Annotated in this window: 12 protein-coding genes; 6 read left to right on the forward strand and 6 right to left on the reverse strand. The window is 67.8% G+C overall.

Annotated elements, in window-relative coordinates; genetic code table 11:
* The first annotated feature begins 64 nt into the window (after positions 1–64).
* Complete coding sequence (mfd, locus tag B161_RS0105875; protein ID WP_018632439.1) at positions 65–3,736, forward strand: transcription-repair coupling factor; 3,672 nt, start codon at positions 65–67, stop codon at positions 3,734–3,736.
* A 42-nt stretch (positions 3,737–3,778) separates the two neighbouring features.
* On the opposite strand, the gene B161_RS0105880 is transcribed toward mfd, so the two are convergent.
* On the reverse strand, positions 3,779–4,105 hold the full coding sequence (locus tag B161_RS0105880; protein ID WP_018632440.1) for a hypothetical protein: 327 nt from the start codon (positions 4,103–4,105) through the stop codon (positions 3,779–3,781).
* Positions 4,106–4,621: 516 nt separating this feature from the next.
* Positions 4,622–5,467, reverse strand: a complete 846-nt coding sequence (locus B161_RS0105890; RefSeq protein ID WP_018632442.1) for a 23S rRNA (adenine(2030)-N(6))-methyltransferase RlmJ — start codon at positions 5,465–5,467, stop codon at positions 4,622–4,624.
* Positions 5,468–5,675: 208 nt separating this feature from the next.
* Here B161_RS0105890 and B161_RS18680 point away from each other — a divergent pair, with 208 nt between their 5' ends.
* The gene (locus tag B161_RS18680; RefSeq protein WP_051085721.1) at positions 5,676–6,389 is read left to right on the forward strand and encodes a CAP domain-containing protein; all 714 of its coding nucleotides are present in this window, start codon (positions 5,676–5,678) and stop codon (positions 6,387–6,389) included.
* Positions 6,390–6,450: 61 nt separating this feature from the next.
* On the opposite strand, the gene B161_RS0105900 is transcribed toward B161_RS18680, so the two are convergent.
* Complete coding sequence (locus B161_RS0105900; protein ID WP_018632443.1) at positions 6,451–7,755, reverse strand: adenylosuccinate synthase; 1,305 nt, start codon at positions 7,753–7,755, stop codon at positions 6,451–6,453.
* Positions 7,756–7,953: 198 nt separating this feature from the next.
* Here B161_RS0105900 and B161_RS0105905 point away from each other — a divergent pair, with 198 nt between their 5' ends.
* A complete protein-coding gene (locus B161_RS0105905; protein ID WP_018632444.1) occupies positions 7,954–9,474 on the forward strand; it encodes a YifB family Mg chelatase-like AAA ATPase in 1,521 nt (506 codons plus the stop codon).
* Here B161_RS0105905 and B161_RS0105910 read toward each other — a convergent pair.
* Positions 9,471–10,712: an aminopeptidase gene (locus B161_RS0105910; protein WP_018632445.1), complete on the reverse strand. Its 1,242-nt coding sequence runs from the start codon at positions 10,710–10,712 to the stop codon at positions 9,471–9,473. The genes B161_RS0105905 and B161_RS0105910 overlap by 4 nt on opposite strands.
* A gap of 109 nt (positions 10,713–10,821) precedes the next feature.
* On the opposite strand from B161_RS0105910, the gene B161_RS0105915 reads away from it, so the two are divergent.
* On the forward strand, positions 10,822–12,492 hold the full coding sequence (locus B161_RS0105915; RefSeq protein ID WP_018632446.1) for a M14 family metallopeptidase: 1,671 nt from the start codon (positions 10,822–10,824) through the stop codon (positions 12,490–12,492).
* Here B161_RS0105915 and B161_RS0105920 read toward each other — a convergent pair.
* Complete coding sequence (locus B161_RS0105920) at positions 12,453–13,610, reverse strand: DNA cytosine methyltransferase (protein WP_018632447.1); 1,158 nt, start codon at positions 13,608–13,610, stop codon at positions 12,453–12,455. The genes B161_RS0105915 and B161_RS0105920 overlap by 40 nt on opposite strands.
* 361 nt (positions 13,611–13,971) lie before the next feature.
* Here B161_RS0105920 and B161_RS0105925 point away from each other — a divergent pair, with 361 nt between their 5' ends.
* On the forward strand, positions 13,972–16,287 hold the full coding sequence (locus B161_RS0105925) for a TonB-dependent receptor domain-containing protein (protein ID WP_018632448.1): 2,316 nt from the start codon (positions 13,972–13,974) through the stop codon (positions 16,285–16,287).
* 358 nt (positions 16,288–16,645) lie between these two features.
* Positions 16,646–18,166, forward strand: coding sequence for a CoA-acylating methylmalonate-semialdehyde dehydrogenase (locus B161_RS0105930; protein WP_018632449.1), 1,521 nt, complete (start codon positions 16,646–16,648; stop codon positions 18,164–18,166).
* 43 nt (positions 18,167–18,209) lie between these two features.
* Here the strand turns inward: B161_RS0105930 and B161_RS17005 are convergent, their stop codons facing one another.
* Positions 18,210–19,118 (reverse strand): LysR family transcriptional regulator, encoded by a 909-nt coding sequence (locus B161_RS17005; RefSeq protein WP_018632450.1) that lies wholly within the window; start codon positions 19,116–19,118, stop codon positions 18,210–18,212.
* Positions 19,119–19,211 lie beyond the last annotated feature (93 nt).

A 19,211-nucleotide genomic window follows, 5' to 3' on the forward strand; every position in this document is an offset into this window, starting at 1 on the left:
CTATGAAACCCGGAGCAAAGCCGCGCTTGTCAGCCGCAAGCCGGAATGTTAGCTCCGAAGCATCATGAGCAAGATCCCCCCGCGCCAAACCCAGCCCCTCACGCCCGCCCTGACGCCGGGGCGCATCGCCGTGGGCGGGGCGCCCGAAGGCTACGACGCCCTTCTGCTGATCCGGCTCGTCGAGCGGGCCAAAGGGCCTGTTCTGCATGTCGCGCGGGACGACGCCCGCATGGCCGCCATGGAGACCGCCCTTGGGGTGGTCGCGCCGGGAACCCCGGTCTTCAAGCTGCCCGCGTGGGATTGCCTGCCCTATGACCGGCTCTCGCCCAATCCGGGGGTGGCGGCGGAGCGTCTGGCGACGCTCGCCCAGCTCGCCGAGGGCTTCGACCGGCCTTGCGTGATTCTGACCACGGTGAATTCGGCGGTTCAGCGCGTGCCGCCCCGCGAGAGCCTGCGCCGCGCGCGCTTCGCGGCGGATGTGGGCTCGCGGATCGACCTCGACCGGCTTCAGGCCTTCTTCGCGGAGAACGGCTATGTGCGGGCGAGCTCGGTGGCCGAGCCCGGCGATTACGCCGTCCGGGGCGGCGTGATCGACGCCTTCCCGCCCGGATTTGAAAAGCCGGTGCGGCTCGACCTCTTCGGCGACGTGCTGGAGAGCCTGAAAAGCTTCGATCCCGAGACCCAGCGCAGCGAAGGCAAATTGCAGCGTCTGGAATTGGCGCCGATCTCCGAGACGCCTTTGACTCCGGCTTCGATCAAGCTTTTCCGTCAGCGCTACCGCGAGACCTTCGGCGCGGCGGGCGACGATCCGCTTTACGAAGCCGTCTCCGAGGGCCGCCGCCATCAGGGCATGGAGCATTGGCTCGCCTTCTTCCATGAGGGCCTTGAGACGCTCTTCGATTATCTGCCCGAAGGCGCCCCCGTCTCGCTCGACCATCAGGCCGAGGAGGCGCGGGAATCGCGCATGGAGGTGGTGCGCGATCATTATGAAAACCGCCGTCAGGCCCTCGACAAGCCGAGCATCGGCGGCTCGCCCTATCGCCCCGCGACGCCTTCCTCGCTCTATCTGACCGATACGGACTGGACCGCCGCTCTGGCGGATCGGGCGGTGCGCGGCTTCTCGCCTTTTCCTCTGGGCGCGGGGCCGAACCTCACGGATGCGGGCGGGCGTCTGGGCCGCGACTTCGCCCCGGAGCGGCTTCAGGAGAAGATCAACCTCTTCGACGCCCTCGTCGCCCACGCCCGCGAGCGGATGAAGTCGGGACGCCGGGTGGTGCTGGCGGCCTATTCCGAGGGCTCGCGCGAGCGCATGGGCGGCTTGCTGGAGGATCACGGACTCAAAACCGCGATTCTGCCGCGCTGGGGCGATCTCCCGGCGGCGAAGGAGGCGGGCGAGACGGCGCGTCTGCTGGTCTGGCCGCTGGAGCATGGCTTTGAAACCGACGATCTCGCGGTGATCTCGGAGCAGGACATCCTCGGCGACCGCCTCGTGCGGGCGGCGCGCAAGAAGCGCCGGGCGGATAACTTCATCTCCGAGGCGGCGAGCATCTCGCCGGGGGATCTGGTGGTGCATGTCGAGCATGGCGTGGGGCGCTATCTCGGCTTGCAGACGCTGAAGACCGACGGCGCCGAACGCGATTATCTCGCGCTGGAATATGCGGGCGAGGGCAATTCCAAGCTTTACGTCCCGGTCGAGAACATCGAACTGCTCTCGCGCTTCGGCTCCGCCACGGAGGGCGTGCAACTCGACCGCCTCGGCGGCGGCGCCTGGCAGGCCCGCAAGGCGCGGCTCAAGAAACAGGTGCTGGAGATCGCCGAGCGCCTGATCCGCGTGGCGGCGGAGCGTCGCTTGCGGACGGCGGAGGCCTATCATCCGGCTTCGGGGCTGTTTGAGGAATTCTGCGCCCGCTTCCCCTATCAGGAGACCGACGACCAGCTTGCGGCCATCTCCGACGTGCTGGGCGATATGTCCTCGGGCCGCCCGATGGACCGGCTCGTCTGCGGCGACGTGGGATTCGGCAAGACCGAAGTCGCCTTGCGGGCGGCTTTCGTGGCGGCCATGGAGGGGGCTCAGGTGGCGGTGATCGCCCCGACGACCCTGCTCGCGCGCCAGCATGCGAAGAACTTCGAAAACCGCTTCCGGGGCTTTCCGCTTCAGGTGCGCGATCTCTCGCGCTTCACCTCGGCGAAATCGGCCTCCGACACGAAATCCGGCCTGCGCGAGGGGACGGTGGACGTGGTGGTCGGCACTCATGCGCTTTTGGCCAAAGACATCAGCTTCAAACGGCTCGGCCTGCTCATCATCGACGAGGAGCAGCATTTCGGCGTGAAGCATAAGGAGCGGCTCAAAGAGCTGAAATCCGACGTCCATGTGCTGACCATGACCGCCACGCCCATTCCGCGCACTTTGCAGATGGCCATGACGGGGGTGCGCGAGCTTTCGCTCATCGCGACGCCGCCGGTGGATCGTCTGGCGATCCGAACCTATGTCGGGCCTTATGATCCGGTCACCGCGCGCGAGGCTCTGCTCCGCGAGAAATATCGCGGCGGCCAGAGTTTTTACGTCGCGCCGCGCATCGCGGATCTGGCGGCCATCGAGGAATTCCTCCGCGAGCATGTGCCGGAGGTGAAATTAGCGGTGGCTCATGGCCAGATGGCCGCCGGGGCGCTCGACGAGATCATGAACGCCTTCTATGACGGCGCTTACGACGTTCTGCTCGCGACGACCATCGTGGAATCCGGCCTCGACATCCCGACGGCCAATACTTTGATCGTCCATCGGGCCGACATGTTCGGCCTCGCGCAGCTCTATCAGATCCGGGGGCGCGTCGGACGGGCCAAAACCCGCGCCTACGCCTATCTCACCACCCAGCCGCGCAAGGCTCTGACGCCTGCGGCGGAGAAGCGGCTCAAGGCTCTGGCTTCGCTGGATTCGCTGGGAGCGGGCTTCACGCTGGCGAGCCACGACCTCGACATTCGCGGCGCGGGCAATCTGCTCGGCGAGGAGCAATCCGGCCATATCCGCGAGGTCGGCTTCGAGCTGTATCAGGACATGCTGCAAGAGGCTCTGGAGCGCATGCGCTCGGGCGAGACGGATCTCCCCGAATCCGCCGAAGTCTGGTCGCCGCAGATCAATCTGGGCGTGGCGGCGCTCATCCCGGAGAGCTATGCGGCGGATCTCGACGTGCGTCTGGGGCTTTACCGCCGCCTCGCCTCTCTGGAGGAGGGCGCGGAGCTGGAGGGCTTCGCCGCCGAGCTGCATGACCGCTTCGGCCCGCCGCCGCCGGAGGTCGAGGGGCTGATGAAGCTCATCCGGCTGAAGGGGCTTTGTCGGCGGGCGGGAATCGCCAAGCTGGACGGCGGCCCCAAGGGGGCCTCGATCTCCTTCCGCGAGGGCGCGGTGAAGAATCCGGCGGGCGTGGCCTCATGGGCGATGCGTCAGGGGGCTCTGGCGCGGCTGAAGCCGGATTCCTCTCTGGTGGTCCTGCGCGATTGGGAGACGCCGGAAGCCCGGCTCAAGGGCGCGCTGACTTTGGCGCGGGAGCTGGTCAAGGCCGCCGAATCCACGGAGACCGACGTGCTCAAGGCGCCGCCTCCGCCGCCGAAAGCGCCGCCGCCCAAGCATCTGGCGCCGCCGAAATCCCCGACGCCGCCCGCCCCTCAGCGGAATTCGCTCGGCGTGACGCGGGTGGTTCCGCGCGGCTCATGGCGGGGCGGGCCGCGTTCGGGACGCTGAAGGACGAAGCGCCTCCGCCAAGGCGGAGGCGTCTTCCGAAGCTCAGACGCAATCGATGGAGCGGATCGCATTGGTGGTTTTGTTGAAGATCACCGTCTGACGGTCCAGCCGGAAATCCATGGTCATGGGGTCTCCCTCGCCGACGACGCGCCGCGCGACGCCCTCCGGCGCGGCGGGCAGGGCGGAGAGCGGCCCGCCGACGTAGCTCTGAAGGGCGGCGGCCTGACAGAGATCCTCGGAGGGCTGCGCGAGCTCGGTCGGCGGCGCCGGGACGGGGCGCGGCGTCGGCGCCTGAGCGCTCTGCCGGTTGCAGGCGGGGAGCGCGAGGAGCGCGACGCCGAGCGCGGCGAAGACGAAGGGTTTCATCATGGGGGGCCTCCTGAGGCTTGAATGGGGAACTTCGACCCGCCAAGCATAAGGCCCGCGTTCTTCTCCGCCCAAGAGGTTTCCCCTCGGCCGTCAGAGATTAAGTCCTATCTGAGAATCGGCTCGTTCGCCGTCTCCGGCGCGTCGCCGCTTGGGATGGACTTGGGCGGCGGCGGGCGCGGCGAAACCGGGACTCCGAATTCAGGCGCGCTATAGGCCGGGGGCGGGTTCGTCGGGTTCTTAAGGGGCTTCTGGTCGTTCCCGGATTGAGGAAAACCGTCCAGGACGGATTGAGCGGCCGCAGGTTGCGCGGATAAAAGCGCGCCGAAGGCGAGGAGAAGCGGAAACTTCATCGCGACAGTCCTTTCAATGCGTTCGGATCGACGAGGCGGGCGGAGGAGCGCAAAGGCCCCGCGCCCGATCTTCGTTCTATGTAAGAGCAATTCGTTGCGCGTAAAGGGCGTGGAGACGCATGGGCTCCACCATGAATTAAGGAGGTCCGGAGAGCGAGGAGCCGCCTCAGGCCTCCGGGCGGAGCCATTCCCCCGACCAGCGCCCCCGGAAGCCCTCGACCGCCAGACGCGGCGTCAGCCATTCGAGCAGCGTCGCGGCCTCCTGCGCGAATCCATAGGGCGGATTCACCACCGTCATCCCGGTGCCGGTCAGGCCCGGAGCCTCCGGCGGCGCGAAATCCAGACGCAGATCCAGAACCGGCGCCGAGACCTCCTGAAGCGCCTCCAGAAATCCGGCGTCGGCGCCGCCCGTCTTGATGGGCCGCCAGAGCAGCCAGACCCCCGAGGAGAAGCGCTTCAGCCCCGCCTTCAGTCCTTTGACCATGCGTTCATATTCGTCTTTGCGCTCGAAGGGCGGATCCACGAGGATCAGCCCGCGCCGCGAGGTCGGCGGCAGAAAGGCGCTCAGAGCGTCGTAGCCGTCCATGTGATAGGCCCGCGCGCGGGCGAAAGGCTTCAAAGCCTCCTCCAGAAGCGGAATCTCCTCAGGATGCAGCTCGCAGGCCATGACCCGGTCTCCGGGGCGCGTCAGCCGCGCCAAGAGCCAGGGCGAACCCGGATAAAACCGCCGCTCGGGCTGGCCGGCGTTGAGTTCGTCCAGCGCGTCGAGATAGGGATCGAGCAGCGGATGGGGCGCCGGATCCTCCAGAACCTTCTGGATTCCGCCGCGCCATTCGCCGCCGCGCAGGGCGCGCTCGTCCATCACGAGATCGAAGAGGCCCGCGCCCGCATGGCTGTCCAGCGCGAGGAAGGGCTTGTCCTTGCGCGTCATGGCCAGCAAAGCCCGGCAGAGCAGAGCGTGCTTCACCACGTCGGCGGCGTTGCCCGCATGATAGGCGTGGCGGTAATTCACGGCGCGAGTCCCTGTAAGGCGTCCGGCGAAGCCGCGGGCGAGGCCAGAAGGCGAGCGCCTTGGCTATGATGCGTCTGGATAGGGATCATCTTTAACTCTCGGTAACCACAAGCGTTCAAATCTGCGGGGAACCCGCGCGGAGACGCCGCGCTTTACGCCGCAGGCTCGTCCCCTCGCAAGCCGCGCGGCGTGTTTTCGGAGCCGCCCGATGCGCATTTCTCCTGTTCTTCTCCGCTTTCTGGGCGGCGTGGTCCTGACTCTCGCCGCCGCTCAGGCTCAGGCCCAGACTGCTTACATCGTCGCCGGGGGTCTGCCGACCATCCGCAGCGGCGATCCGTCGATCTATAAGCCTATCGACCTCGCGTCCACCGGTTCGCTCGCGGTCTCCTCCCTCGACCGCAGCATGGCGCCGGGCGACGGGATTTACCGGCCCATCGTGCCCGCCTCCTCCACGCCGCAGATGGCGGGGGACGTGCGCGGGCCTTGGGGCGTCTCTTCGAACCGCTTCGCCACGGATCTCTGTCTGGCGGTGTTTCAGGAGGCGAACGCCGAGCGCCGCAAGCGGGGCCTGCGTCCTCTGACGCCGGATTTCGCGCTCGCCAAGGCCGCCGGCGCCCATGCCGCGGATATGATCTCCGGCGATTTCTTCGGCCATTTCGCGCCCGACGGCCGCGCTCTGAAAGAGCGCCTCCAGCAGAACGCCGTCCCCGCCTATGAGGAGGTGGCTGAAAATCTCTGGGAGGCTCAGGGCCGCATCAACTGGACCATTCCCGATAATCAGCGCCGCGCGATTCAGGATTGGCTCAACAGCGACAAAGGCCATCGCGAGGCCCTTCTGGACGCCAATCTCTTCACGGCGGGCGTGGGCGTGGCCATCCGCGACGGACGCATCGCCGTGGCGATGATGCTCGCGCGGCCCTGAGCCTCGCCTGATCTCCGAAACAGACGCCGCGCGGAGCCCTCCGCGCGGCGTTTGCTTTCGTTCAGCGGGAATCGGAGCCCGCGAAAGGATCGGTGACGAGAATCGTGTCCTCGCGCTCGGGGCTGGTGGAGAGCAGCGCCACCGGGCAGTCGATCAGCTCCTCCAGCCGCTTGACGTATTTGATCGCGGCGGCGGGCAGATCCGCCCAGCGCCGCGCGCCCTGCGTGCTTTCCGACCAGCCGGGGAGAGTCTCGTAGATCGGCTTGGCTTTGGCCTGAAGCGCGGCGGCGGTCGGGAGATGATCGTGGCGGACGCCGTCGATCTCATAGCCCACGCCGATCCTGATTTCGTCCAGACCATCCAGAACGTCGAGCTTGGTCAGGGCGATCCCATGGATTCCGGCGGTGGCGATGGTCTGACGGACCAGAGCCGCGTCGAACCAGCCGCAGCGGCGCTTGCGCCCCGTGACGGTGCCGAATTCATGGCCCCGCTCGCCGAGCCGCTCGCCGATGGCGTCGAAAAGCTCGGTGGGGAAGGGGCCAGCGCCGACGCGCGTGGTGTAGGCTTTGGCGATGCCGAGCACGTAGCCCACGGCGCCCGGACCCATGCCCGAGCCGCTGGCGGCTTGTCCGGCCATGGTGTTGGAGGAGGTCACATAGGGGTAAGTGCCGAAATCCACGTCGAGCAAGGCGCCCTGCGCGCCCTCGAAGAGCACTTTCGCGCCCTGTTTGCGCAATTCCGAAAGCCGCAGCCAGACCGGCGCCGCGAAAGGCAGCACCTGCGGCGCGATCTCCTCCAGCGCGGCCTTGAGCGCGGCCCGGTCGATGGGCGCGGCGCCGAGGCCTTTGCGGAGGGCGTCGTGATGGGCGAGGAAGCGGTCGAGCCGCGCCTCCAGCGTCTCGGGATCGGCGAGATCCGCCAGACGAATCGCGCGGCGGCCCGCCTTATCCTCATAGGCCGGGCCGATGCCGCGTCCGGTGGTGCCGATGCGGCTGGCGCCGGCGGCTTCTTCGCGCATCTGGTCCAGCTCGCGATGCGGCGGCAGAATCAGCGGCGTGTTCTCGGCGATGAAGAGCTTGTCCGGCCCGATATGCACGCCCTGAGCGCCCAGCTTCGCGATCTCCGCGAGCAGCGCCCAAGGATCCAGCACCACGCCGTTGCCGATGAAGGAGAGCTTGCCGCCCCGCACCACGCCCGAAGGCAGAAGCGACAGCTTATAGGTCTGGTTGCCGATGACGAGCGTATGGCCCGCATTATGGCCGCCCTGAAAGCGCACGACGGCGTCGGCGCGCTCTGAGAGCCAGTCCACGATCTTCCCCTTGCCCTCGTCGCCCCATTGGGCGCCGATGACCGCCACATTCGACATGCGCCGTCCCTTTCCTGAGGAGTTTTTGCGCCGGATTCATAACGGCCTTCCGCGGAAAGGCGAAGGATATTTCGCGACGGGGCGCGGAAGGGCGACGTTCCGTCCCATTTTGCGCGGAAAAAGCGAAGTCCGGCGGAATTCCCGCTTGCCAAGGCGCCCGCCTCCGCCTTCCATGGCGCGAGCAAGCGGGGAGGGGTCATGCTGGCTCGGATCATGACGGCGGCCTTTTGGGGAATCGAGGCGCGGGCGGTGGAGGCGCAATGTCAGCTCTCCTCCGGCTTGCCCGCCTTCAACCTCGTGGGGCTGGCGGATAAGGCCGTGGCCGAATCGAAGGAACGCGTGCGCGCGGCTCTGACCTCGCTGGGGATCGGGCTTCCGGCCAAAAGGATCACGGTGAACCTCGCGCCCGCCGATCTGCCCAAAGAGGGCTCGCATTACGATCTCCCCATAGCTCTGGCGCTGCTCGGCGCCATGGAGGCCGCCCCCGCCGAGAAGCTTTCGGAATGGCTGGCCATGGGAGAGCTGTCCTTGGACGGCGGCTTGAATCCCTCGCTCGGCGTTTTGCCCGCCGCGCTTCTGGCCGCCGAACAGGGCAGGGGGATGATTTGTCCCGCCGCTTCGGCCTCGGAGGCGGCTTGGGTGGGCGCGACCAAGGTTCTCGGAGCGCCGAGCCTGCTCAGCCTGCTGAATCATTTCAACGGACGGGCGCGGCTGACTCTCGCCAAGCCGGGGGGCGCGGCGGGCGTGGAGGCGGAGGCCGCAGGAGCCCCCGATCTGCGCGAGGTGCGCGGTCAGGAGGGCGCGAAACGCGCTTTGGAGGTCGCGGCGGCGGGCGGACATAACCTCCTGATGGTGGGGCCTCCGGGAGCGGGGAAATCCATGCTGGCGGCGCGGGCGCCGGGGCTGCTGCCGCCTCTGGAGCCGCAGGAGGCTTTAGAGGTCAGTTTGGTCCATTCGGCGGCGGGGCTGCTCAAGGAGGGGAAGGTCTCCATGCGGCGGCCTTTCCGCGCGCCGCACCACTCCGCGAGCATGGCGGCTCTGGTCGGGGGGGGACGTCGGGCGGGGCCGGGCGAGGCGAGCCTCGCGCATCGCGGGGTCTTGTTCCTCGACGAGACGCCGGAGTTTCAGCCGCAGGTTCTGGAGGCCCTGCGTCAGCCTCTGGAGACCGGGGAGATTCTGGTTTCGCGGGCTGAAGCCCATGTGCGCTATCCGGCGCGGTTTCAGCTCATCGCGGCGATGAATCCCTGTCGCTGCGGCTATCTGACCGATCCGACGCGGGCTTGCTCGCGGGCGCCGCGCTGCGGCATGGCCTATCAGGAGCGGCTTTCCGGGCCTTTCCTCGACCGCATCGACCTTCAGATCGAGGTTCCGGCCTTGCCGCTTTCCGATCTGGCGGCGCCCGCGCCCAAGGAGGGCTCGCGCGAGGCGGCGGCCCGCGTCGCCAAGGCGCGGCGCATGCAGGCCGCGCGCTTCAGGGCTCAGGGGATCAAGGCGCGGCTCAACGCCGAAGTGGGCGCGGAGGCTCTGGAGGAAGCCGTGGAGCCCGCCGCCAAGGCTCTGGCGCTGAAGGCGGCGGAGGCTCTGAGGCTCTCGGCGCGGGGCCATCTGCGCTTGCTGCGTCTGGCGCGGACATTGGCCGATCTGGAGGAGAGCGAAAGCCTCCGCCCCGGCCATGTGGCCGAGGCGGCGAGCTTCCGGCGGGCTTCCGTCGGCGGTTAGGCCCATTCGCCCTTGCGGAAGACGGGCGTGGCCGCGCCCTTCTCGTCGAGGCCGTCGATGTCGATCTCGCCGGAGCCGATCATCCAATCCACATGGATCAGGCTGGAGTTGCCGCCTTGGGCCGCGATCTGCTCCTCGCTGAGCTTGGCGCCGCCGACGAAGCATTCGGAATAGCATTGTCCGAGCGCGATATGGCAGGCGGCGTTCTCGTCGAAGAGGGTGTTATAGAACAACAGCCCGCTGGCCGAGATCGGCGAGCCATGGGGCACCAGCGCCACTTCTCCAAGACGACGCGCGCCCTCGTCGGTGTCGATGAGCTTCTGAAGCACGGCTTCGCCTCTGGAGGCGTGGGCCTCGACGATGCGGCCTTCCCTGAAGGTCACGCGGATGTCCTCCAGCAAGGCGCCCTGATGCGAGAGCGGCTTGGTCGAGCTGACATGTCCTTCCACGCGCAGTCTGTGCGGCGTGGTGAAGACCTCCTCGGTCGGGATGTTCGGGTTGCAGGTGATTCCATTGCGGGCGGAATTGGCGCCGCCATGCCATTCATGGCCGTCGGCGAGGCCCACCGTCAGATCCGTGCCCGGACCCCGAAAGCGCAGAGCCGAGAAGCGCTTCTCGTTCAGCCATTTGGAGCGCGTCTTCAACGCCGCGTTATGGGCCGCCCAAGCCGCCACCGGATCGGGGCCGTCCACGCGCGAGGCGGCGAAGATCGCCTCGGCGAGGCGGCGCACGGCCTCCTCCTCGGGCAGATCGGGGAAGACGCGCTTGGCCCAGGTCGCGCCCGGCCAGGCGGCGATGCTCCAGTTGATCTTGAAATTGCTGATATGCTCCAGCGCGGGCTTATAGGCTTGGGAATTGGCGCGATTGGCCCGGCCCACCTTGTCGGGATCCTGCTCCGCGAGCAGCATGGGGTCGTCGCCGACCAGAGCCAGACGCGCCGTCCCCTCCGAGAAGGCTTCCGCCACGCCCTTATAGAGCCAGCCCGGCGCGCGGTCGAAGCTCTGGTCCTGTCCATGGACGAAGCGCGCGAGGGTCAGCTTCTCATCGCCATAGAGCGGCGTGACCAACCCGGCGCCCGCCTTATAAGCCTCCTCGACGACCAGCCGCACGAGAGGCGCCGCCGAAATCGGAGCGGTGAGGAAGAGATCCTGTCCGGGCTTCAGCCCCAGCCCCACCTTGACGATGGTTTCGGCCAGACGCGCGAGCTTGACGGGATCGATGGGGGAGACTTGAGACATCGGGGGGACTCTGAACAAATGCGGATGAGCCTTCAAGCTAGACCCCGCCCCGCGCCAAGGTCAACGCCGAGGTCGACGGCGGGGCGCCCTCCGAGCCTTGAGCAGACGCATGATCCTTTCCGCCGACTTCCCCCGGACTCTGGAGATTCTGGCGCATCGCTTGCGCGACGCGGCGGCGCCCGTCGAAATCTGGAGCTTCGACGGCCCGCAGGCGCGTCGGGAATATGAGGCGCGGCTCAAGGCCCAAGGCGTCGAGGCCCGGATGCGCAGCGCCTATAAGCCCTTGCTCCACGCCTTCCTTGAGGAGATCCCCGCCGAGGGCCTGATCCGCGCCGAGATCCTCCACCCGGTCCATCCCGCAGCGACGAAGCGGCGGTTTCAGCTGGAGGCCTATCCGCTGATCGGGCTTTTCCCGGAGGTCGAATTCCTCTTCCGCCCCGCGCCTTCCGGCGAAGGTTTGACTTATCGGCTGCGGCTGCTCCAGCGCGACGGCTCCATGCGGGAGATGGAGGTCTTCGCGCCCAACCGCCTCCATCCCGATCCGACTGGCGCGCTGGTCCTCTCGCCGACGGGCTGGCTGAAGATCGGCGGCGGCGCTGGCGAAAGGATCGAAACCGAGCTTGAGGCGCTTTTCGCGGCGGCTCTGGCGGCGGCTCCCAAGGCGGGCTTCGCGCAATTGCGTCTGAGCGCCCGGATTCCCATGCCCGATCAGCCGCTGCATTTCGGCGAGGAGGCCCTCAGCCTTCAGGAGGCGCTGCATGAAGACCTCTATTTCGCCCTGTTGGAGCGGCTCGGCGAGCGCCCCGGCCAGATCCTCCCGGAGGTGGGCTTAGGGCCTCCCGAGGCCGCCAGCCTGACCATCGAGGCGCGGCCTCTCGACGCGAATGATCCCCAAGGCGCCGCCAAGGATTCCGCGCCCCTCGCCGAGCTTCAGGCGTCGCCCTCGCCGGAGCGGATCGCGCGGGAATTGGCGGCTTTGGGCGGAGTTCCCTTCGAGGCCCGCAGCCGCGCGGGGCGTCTCTTGCGCGGGGCTTATCTCAAGGGCTCTGAGGCCCCCATGCTGCTCACCGCCGGACAGCACGCCAATGAGACCACCGGAATCGTCGGGGCTTTGCGGGCGGCTCAGAGGATCGCGGCGCGGCCGGGGGCGCATCTGGCGGTGACGCCCCTCGATAATCCCGACGGCTACGCCCTGCATCGACGCCTCACGCAGGAGAATCCGCGCCATATGCACCACGCCGCCCGCTTCACCGCCTGGGGCGAGGATCTGGAGCGCGGCCCGCCCGAGGCCGAAGCCGCCATCCGCAGCGAAGCTTTGAAGCTGTGTCCGGCGCGGCTGCATGTGAATCTCCATGGCTATCCGGCCCATGAATGGACGCGGCCTTTCAGCGGCTATCTTCCGCGCGGCTATGAGACGTGGACTCTGCCTAAGGGCTTTTTCCTGATCCTGCGCCATAGGCCGGGCTCGGCCGATTTCGCCGAGGCGCTGCTGGCCCGCATCGCGCGGGATCTGGCCGAGGCGCCCGGCTTGCTGGAGTTCACCCGCGCCCAGATGCGCCTCGCCGAGGCCCATGCGGGGCCGCTCGGATTCCGAGTGGTCGAGGGCTTTCCTTGCCTTGTCGCCGCCCGATCCGATTTGCGCACGGAGGTCGAGCTCGTCACGGAATATCCGGATGAAACGATTCTCGGCCCGGCCTTCGTCCAAGGCCATGAGGCCCAGACCCGCGCCGCCTTGGCGGCCTATGAGGCTTTACAGGCGCTGACCGCCTCCGGAGTCTGAGCCGCCGCGAGCAGCGGCTCGAAGATATGCCGCGCCAGATGCCGCACCACCGGCGCCGCCACGCCGTCGCCGGTCAGATGATAGGCCGCCCCCGGAAGCTTGGGCAGGCGATAGCCCTCTCCCAGCCCCATGAGCCGCGCCGTCTCCCTCGGCGAGAGCAGCCTTGAACGCAGGCTTTCGCCTTCGACCACGAGGATCGTCTGTCGGCTGGAGCCTCCGGCGGGGGTGCGCAGACATCCGGCCAACCCGTCGAAGCGGATCTCCGCGCGCTGGATCTTGCCGCCGAGGCCGTCGCGGCGGGTGCGCTTGTAAAGCGTCCCGACCCGCCGCAGCCCTGAAGCCTGAGCCGCCGCGACCTTGGCCCGATGGGGCTCGGCCATCATGCTGAGGAGTTTTCCGGTCTCCTCTGGGGAATCCCAAGGGAGGCCCGGCGCCTCCTCGATCAGATCCGCGAGGGTCTCGCGCCGCATGGGCGGCGGCGGCGGACGCCACCAGAGCAGCTTGCGCCGCGTCTGGAGCGGCAGGGCCGCGACGGCCCGCGTCAGGGCGGGCGTATGGAAAGGCGCCTGAGGCCCCGCGCCGAGCAGAGCCTCGGGGATGGCCATCTCCTCCCGCACGCCGATGAGAAAGAGCCTCGGCCGCGATTGCGGCAGAAACAGCGCCGCGTCCATCGCCAGAGCCCCGAAGCGATAGCCGCCCCGCGCCAAGGCGCCGCAGAGAAAGGCGAAATCCGCGCCGTCATGAGAGCGCAGCGTCCCGAGCACGTTCTCCAGCGCCACGAGGCGCGGCCCCCGGCCCTCGGCCCCCAGCGCCTCGATCAGCCGCCAGAAGGGATGGAAGCTGCCCGAGCGCGCGCCCTTGAGGCCCCCGCCCGCGCCCGCCACCGAAAGATCCTGACAGGGAAAGGAGGCCCAGGCGAGATCCGCCCGCCCCGGCGCGTCGGCGGGCGTGAGGGCGGCCACGTCGCCCAAGCGGAATTCTCCGCCCGCGCCCCAGTTCTCCCGATAGGAGGCGGCTTTGCGCGGATCGAAGTCATTGGCCAGCAGACAGCGCCAGCCCGGCCCGAGCCCCGCCCGCGCCATGCCTCCGCCTGCGAAGAATTCGTAGAAATCCGCCATGGGCTCCGTCCCGCTCCGAATTCGGGCGCGGATCATGGCGCGGGGCGAGGCGGCTGTCCATGGCTGCGTCTTTCGCGCCGCAACTCCGCGAGAGGCGAAAAGGCGCCCGCGAAGGTTCTTGACAAAATCCATCGGAATTTGAATGCAGAGGGCGAGCGACGGCGTGCGGCGTTCGGGGGAGCGCCTTCCGCAAAGGAAGGACGCCTCAGGGGAACGGCGTCGCGCGCAAGGCTCCGGACGCGTTCCGGACCACGCCGCCATGTCAGCCAGAGCCGAACGGCGCGCCGCATGTCGGGCCCCGCTCCCGACTCAAGCCAGCGATGAAAACGACGGCTTGACAGCCTTTCGGGAGATTTTGGCGATGCGAAGGACTTGGCGCGCGACGGGCACAGCCGTCGGTTTGGCGCTTGCGGCGCTGCAGGGGGCGGCGCAGGCGCAGGTTTACGATGCGGCGACGCCTCAGCCCTATGTCTTCGACGCGGCTCCGGCCGTTGCGGTCCCGGCCCCGCTTCCGGCCGCGCCTGCGGTTTCGGCTCCGGCGCCGATCTATGATCCTTCGCCGGCCTCCTCCGCCGCGGTCTTTGACCCGGCGCCTTTGGCGGCTCCGGCGCCCAGCTCTTACGCGACGGCGCCTGTCGCGGCCGAGCCCCTCCGCGCGCCGCTGCCGAGCTATTACGCAGCGCCTCCGGCGGCGCCCGTCGTTCAGACGCCCGCCCCCGCCCCCGCGGCGGTCGCGGCGGCTCAGCCCGCCGTGGTCTATCTGGACCCCATCGACCTCTCCGGCCTTTCGGAGGTCCGGCCGACCGGAACCGGCGTCGCCGAGATCTCCGGCGAGGCCATGCAGATCGAGGGCGGCGTCCGCAAGCTCGACGACGTTCTGCGCGAAGTCCCCGGCGTCTTCACCCGCGTGAACTCCGGACAGCCCGGCGTGGCGGCGAACATCCGCGGCTTCGAGGGCTCGGGCCGCGTGAACATGATGGTGGACGGCGTTCGTCAGAACTTCCGCTTCACCGGCCATGAGGCGCAAGGCTACGGCTATGTGGATCCCAACCTCCTCGCCGGAATCGACGTGGTCCGCGGCGCCGAGACGGGCGTGGGCGGCGGCGGTCTGGCGGGCTCGGTGAATTTCCGCACGCTCGGCGTGTCGGACATCGTGCGCCCCGGTCAGGATTACGGCGCTCTGGGCCGCGTCTCCTGGAGCGACAACGGCGGCGGCTGGAGCGGCATGGCCGGCGCCGGCGCGCGCTTTGAGAATTTCGGTCTGGCGGGCGCTTTCGGCTTCCGCGATTCCGATGATTACAAGAACGGCGACGGCGCGACGGTCGCCAATTCCGGTCAGGAGCTGACCTCCGGCCTGATCAAGGCCGAAGCGGGATTCGGCGACCACAGCCTGAACCTCGGCGGCGTCTTCTATGAGAACGACTTCGCCGCCAACAGCTATCATCAGACCGTGACCAACCGCACCCTGACGGGCGGCTATCGTTATAATCCCGAAAACGAATTGGTCGATCTGCGGGCGAATCTCCGGTTCAACGAAACCAAGATGGAATATGGCGCGGCCATCACGCCCTCGCCTTTCGCCACCAGCTCGGGCCGCGTGGTCACGGACAAGGGCTTCGGCGGCGACCTCTCGAACCGCTCCGTGGCGCGTCTGGGTCCGGTGGATCTGGTGAGCGTCAACGGCGTGGAGTATTTCCGCGACGACGTGAGCGCCACGAAAGGCGGCGTGAACCCCGGCGACGGCGAAGCGACCTATATGGCCGCCTTCACCGACAACACCCTGCGCCATGGGATCTTCGACCTGAACGTCGGCCTGCGCTACGATCATTATAAGCTGGAGGGCTCGGGCTTCGCCTTCGCGGGCGTGCCCTATGACGTGGACAACTCCGACGGCGTGTTCAATCCGAGCGTGACCCTCGGCGTGGAGCCCGTCGAGGGCGTCCGGCCTTACGCCAAGTGGTCGCGTTCGCTGCGCGCGCCGACCCTTCAGGAGACCATGCTCGGCGGCACCCATCCGCCCGGCGGCGGCACCACCGGCAGCTTCGGCCCCAACCCGAACCTCAAGCCCGAGCGTCAGCAGACCTTCGAGCTGGGCGCCACGGTGGACCGCGACGACGCCTTCCAGCCGGGCGACCGCCTGACCGGACGCGCCAATTATTATTGGATGGACGTGGACGACTACATCGTCGGCACCTTCGCGGCGCCGGGCACGGGTCGCCCGAGCTTCATCAACCTCGACGGCGAATCGAAGCTTCAGGGCTTCGAGCTGGAAGCGGGCTACGACGCCGGTCCTTGGTTCCTGCGGGCGAATTACGCCCATATGGACGCCTCCAAGCTGCCGAGCCAATTGCCCGGCCTCGGCGCGAGCCAATATCAGCCGGACGACGTCTTCTCCGCGACGGCGGGCGTGCGGCTGCTGGACCGCAAGCTGACCCTCGGCGGAAGCTACAGCTACGTGTCGAGCGGCATGACCGCCGACGGCGCGGGCGGCTCGATGCAGAGCGCGGCCCCCTCCTATGGGCTGGTGGATCTCTTCGCCGATTATCAGTTCAACGAGAATTTCCGCGTGGGCGCCAAGGCCGCCAACGTCGGAGACAAGCAATACACCCCTTGGCTCGCCACGAGCGGCACGGGGCCGGGGCGCACCTTCACCCTCACCGGAGAAATGCGCTTCTGATCCTCGGGGGCCTGTTTCGCTCAGGGAAACCGATAAAAACCGATGAAAACCGATTCGGGCGCCGGAGTCTTCCGGCGCCCGTTTTCATCTCCGGCGCGGGGGCGGCGGGGCGCGGGGCGCAAGCCTCGACAAGGCCTGTTCGTTTCTGAACAGAACTCCGCCCATCAAGAGGCCTTTTCAGCCGGATTGCGACGATTCGCGCCATATATGACGGAAAATCACCGGGTTTCTGTTCGAAATCATATTGGCTCGCGCCTTGTCCTGCGCCATGGTCAGGCTGCGGGCGGACGCGGCGGCTTCTGAAGAAAGCGAGTCTGAACGGCGTCCGGGACCGACGATGATTCAGGGAGGATTCGGGATGGCTCAAGGCCAGACGACGCGTCTTTTACGCCATTACATCCACGGCCAGTCCGTCGAGGGCGAGGGGACTCGCCGCGGCGACGTCCTCAACCCCGCCACCGGCGAGGTTCAGGCTCAAGTGGTCCTCGGGACGGCGGGCGATCTGGAGAAGGCCGTGGCCTCGGCGGAGAAGGCCTTCGCCAAATGGTCGAACACCTCTCCGATGGCCCGCGCGCGGGTGATGTTCAAATTCCGCGAATTGGTGCTGAACGAGCTGGACAGCCTCGCGGAAGTTCTCTCCAGCGAGCACGGCAAGACCTTCTCCGACGCCAAGGGCGACATTCAGCGCGGCCTCGACGTGGTGGACTTCGCCTGCGGCATTCCGCATCTGCTCAAGGGCGAGAACAGCGACGTCGACGGCTCCGGCATCGACATCCGCAGCTATCGTCAGCCTCTGGGCGTCGTCTCGGGGATCACGCCCTTCAACTTCCCGGCGATGATTCCGCTTTGGATGGGCGCCGTGGCCATCGCCTGCGGCAACGCCTTCATCCTCAAGCCCTCGGAGCGCGATCCGAGCGTGCCGATCCGCCTCGGCGAGCTGATGCTCGAAGCGGGCGCTCCGGAAGGCGTGATGAACGTCGTCCACGGCGATAAGGAGATGGTGGACGCCATCCTCGCGCATCCGGCGATCAAGGCGGTGAGCTTCGTCGGCTCGACCCCCATCGCGCGCTACGTCTATGCGACCGGCGCGGCCAACGGCAAGCGCGTGCAGGCCATGGGCGGCGCGAAGAACCACGCCCTCATCCTCCCCGACGCCGATATGGACGTGGTGGTCAACGGGCTGATCGGCGCGGGCTACGGCTCGGCGGGCGAGCGCTGCATGGCCATCGCGGCGGCGGTTCCGGTGGGCGAGAAGACCGCCGACCGGCTCATCGAGGCTCTGGCGCCGAAGGTGCGCGCTTTGCGCATCGCGCCGCCGATGGAGGATCTCGACATGGGCCCGCTGGTCACGGCGGCCCATCGCGACAAGGTGCGCGGCTACATCGACCTCGGCGTCGAGGAGGGCGCGGAGCTGGTCGTGGACGGCCGCGGCTTCAAGATGGACCGTCAGGGCTATGAAAACGGCTATTACCTCGGCGGCAGCCTCTTCGACCGCGTGACGCCCGACATGCGCATCTATAAGGACGAGATCTTCGGCCCGGTTCTGAGCGTCATCCGCGCCCAGAGCTATGAGGAGGCTCTGAAGCTCCCCTCCGAGCATGAATTCGGCAACGGCGTGGCGATCTTCACCCAGAACGGCCGCCTCGCGCAGCATTTCGCGACCCATGTCAACGTCGGCATGGTGGGCGTGAACGTGCCGATTCCGGTGCCGCTCGGCTTCCACACCTTCGGCGGCTGGAAGGCTTCGGCCTTCGGCGGCGTGAACCAGCATGGCCCCGAGGGCGTGCGCTTCTACACGCAGGTCAAGACCGTGACCTCGCGCTGGCCGCTGGACGGCAGCGCCGGGCCGGAGTTCACCATCCCGACCCAGAAGACCTGAGGTCTTTTGAAAGGGGCGGCGGAGCGATCCGCCGCCTGTTTCGTCATAGCCGGTGAAACCGCGAAGTCCGGGCGCTCACGGCCTCCTTGAGGAAGCCGGAGACCGCCCGGATGCGCGAGGAATCCCGCAGATCGCGGTGATGCACCATCCAGTAGCTGCGCGAGAGCATGATCTCCTCGCCGAGCACGCAGACCAGCTCCGGATCGTCTCCGGCGATGAAGTCGGGCAGCACGCAGAGCCCGATTCCGCAGCGCGCGGCGGCGAGCTGCGCCGAAAGGCTGGAGCTTTGAAACCGGGCCTTCAGCCCCTTATGCACGTCGCCGAGGTAATCCAGCCCCGGCGAGAAGATCATATCCTCGATATAGCCCACGAAGGGCTGATCCAGCAGCGCGGCGCGGTCGGCGATGGGCGGCCCCTCGGCCAGCCTCCGCCGCGAGCCGTAGACGCGCAGGCTATAGTCGCAGAGCTTCTCCGCGAGGTAAGGCCCGCCCTTGGGCGGCTCCAGACCCACGGCGAGATCCGCCTCCTTGCGCGACAGCGACAGGATCTGCTGGATCGTCACCAGTTCGAGCGTCACATGGGGCAGACGGGCGGCGAATTCCGGCAGAAGCTCGACGAAGAAATGATTGGCGAAGCCCTCGGGCGCGCTGAAGCGCACGACTCCGCGCTGAGCGCTGCGGCCTTCGGCGATCTCGTCCTGAAGGCGGCCGGTCTCGGCCTCGACGCTTTCGGCGGTTTCGAGGAAGCGCCGTCCCATGGGCGTGAGGGCGTAGCCGCGCGGGCTGCGCTCGAAGAGCCGGACTTTCAATCCGAACTCCAGCCGGTCGATGCGCCGCAGCACCGTGGCGTGGCTGGTGCGCAGACGCCTTGCGGCGGCGGAAAGCTGGCCCGTCCGCGCCACCGCGAGGAAATAGCGGAGGTTGTCCCAGTCGAAGGCCTCGGCGTAGGTCATGGCTCTTTCGGCCTCTCCAAATTCGCACAGAGCTTGTGCGAAAATATAAATGATGCGATCTTGCGTCAACCGGGGCTCCAAGGCCAGTCTTGA

Source organism: Neomegalonema perideroedes DSM 15528, assembly GCF_000374145.1.
Taxonomy (GTDB): Bacteria; Pseudomonadota; Alphaproteobacteria; order Rhodobacterales; family Rhodobacteraceae; genus Neomegalonema; species Neomegalonema perideroedes.

Coding starts and splice junctions, on each gene's coding strand:
- mfd (WP_018632439.1), top strand. CDS start 65: ATGAGCAAGATCCCCCCGCGCCAAACCCAGCCCCTCACGCCCGCCCTG.
- B161_RS0105880 (WP_018632440.1), bottom strand. CDS start 4,105: ATGATGAAACCCTTCGTCTTCGCCGCGCTCGGCGTCGCGCTCCTCGCG.
- B161_RS18680 (WP_051085721.1), top strand. CDS start 5,676: ATGCGCATTTCTCCTGTTCTTCTCCGCTTTCTGGGCGGCGTGGTCCTG.
- B161_RS0105900 (WP_018632443.1), bottom strand. CDS start 7,755: ATGTCGAATGTGGCGGTCATCGGCGCCCAATGGGGCGACGAGGGCAAG.
- B161_RS0105905 (WP_018632444.1), top strand. CDS start 7,954: ATGCTGGCTCGGATCATGACGGCGGCCTTTTGGGGAATCGAGGCGCGG.
- B161_RS0105910 (WP_018632445.1), bottom strand. CDS start 10,712: ATGTCTCAAGTCTCCCCCATCGATCCCGTCAAGCTCGCGCGTCTGGCC.
- B161_RS0105915 (WP_018632446.1), top strand. CDS start 10,822: ATGATCCTTTCCGCCGACTTCCCCCGGACTCTGGAGATTCTGGCGCAT.
- B161_RS0105920 (WP_018632447.1), bottom strand. CDS start 13,610: ATGGCGGATTTCTACGAATTCTTCGCAGGCGGAGGCATGGCGCGGGCG.
- B161_RS0105925 (WP_018632448.1), top strand. CDS start 13,972: ATGCGAAGGACTTGGCGCGCGACGGGCACAGCCGTCGGTTTGGCGCTT.
- B161_RS0105930 (WP_018632449.1), top strand. CDS start 16,646: ATGGCTCAAGGCCAGACGACGCGTCTTTTACGCCATTACATCCACGGC.
- B161_RS17005 (WP_018632450.1), bottom strand. CDS start 19,118: ATGACCTACGCCGAGGCCTTCGACTGGGACAACCTCCGCTATTTCCTC.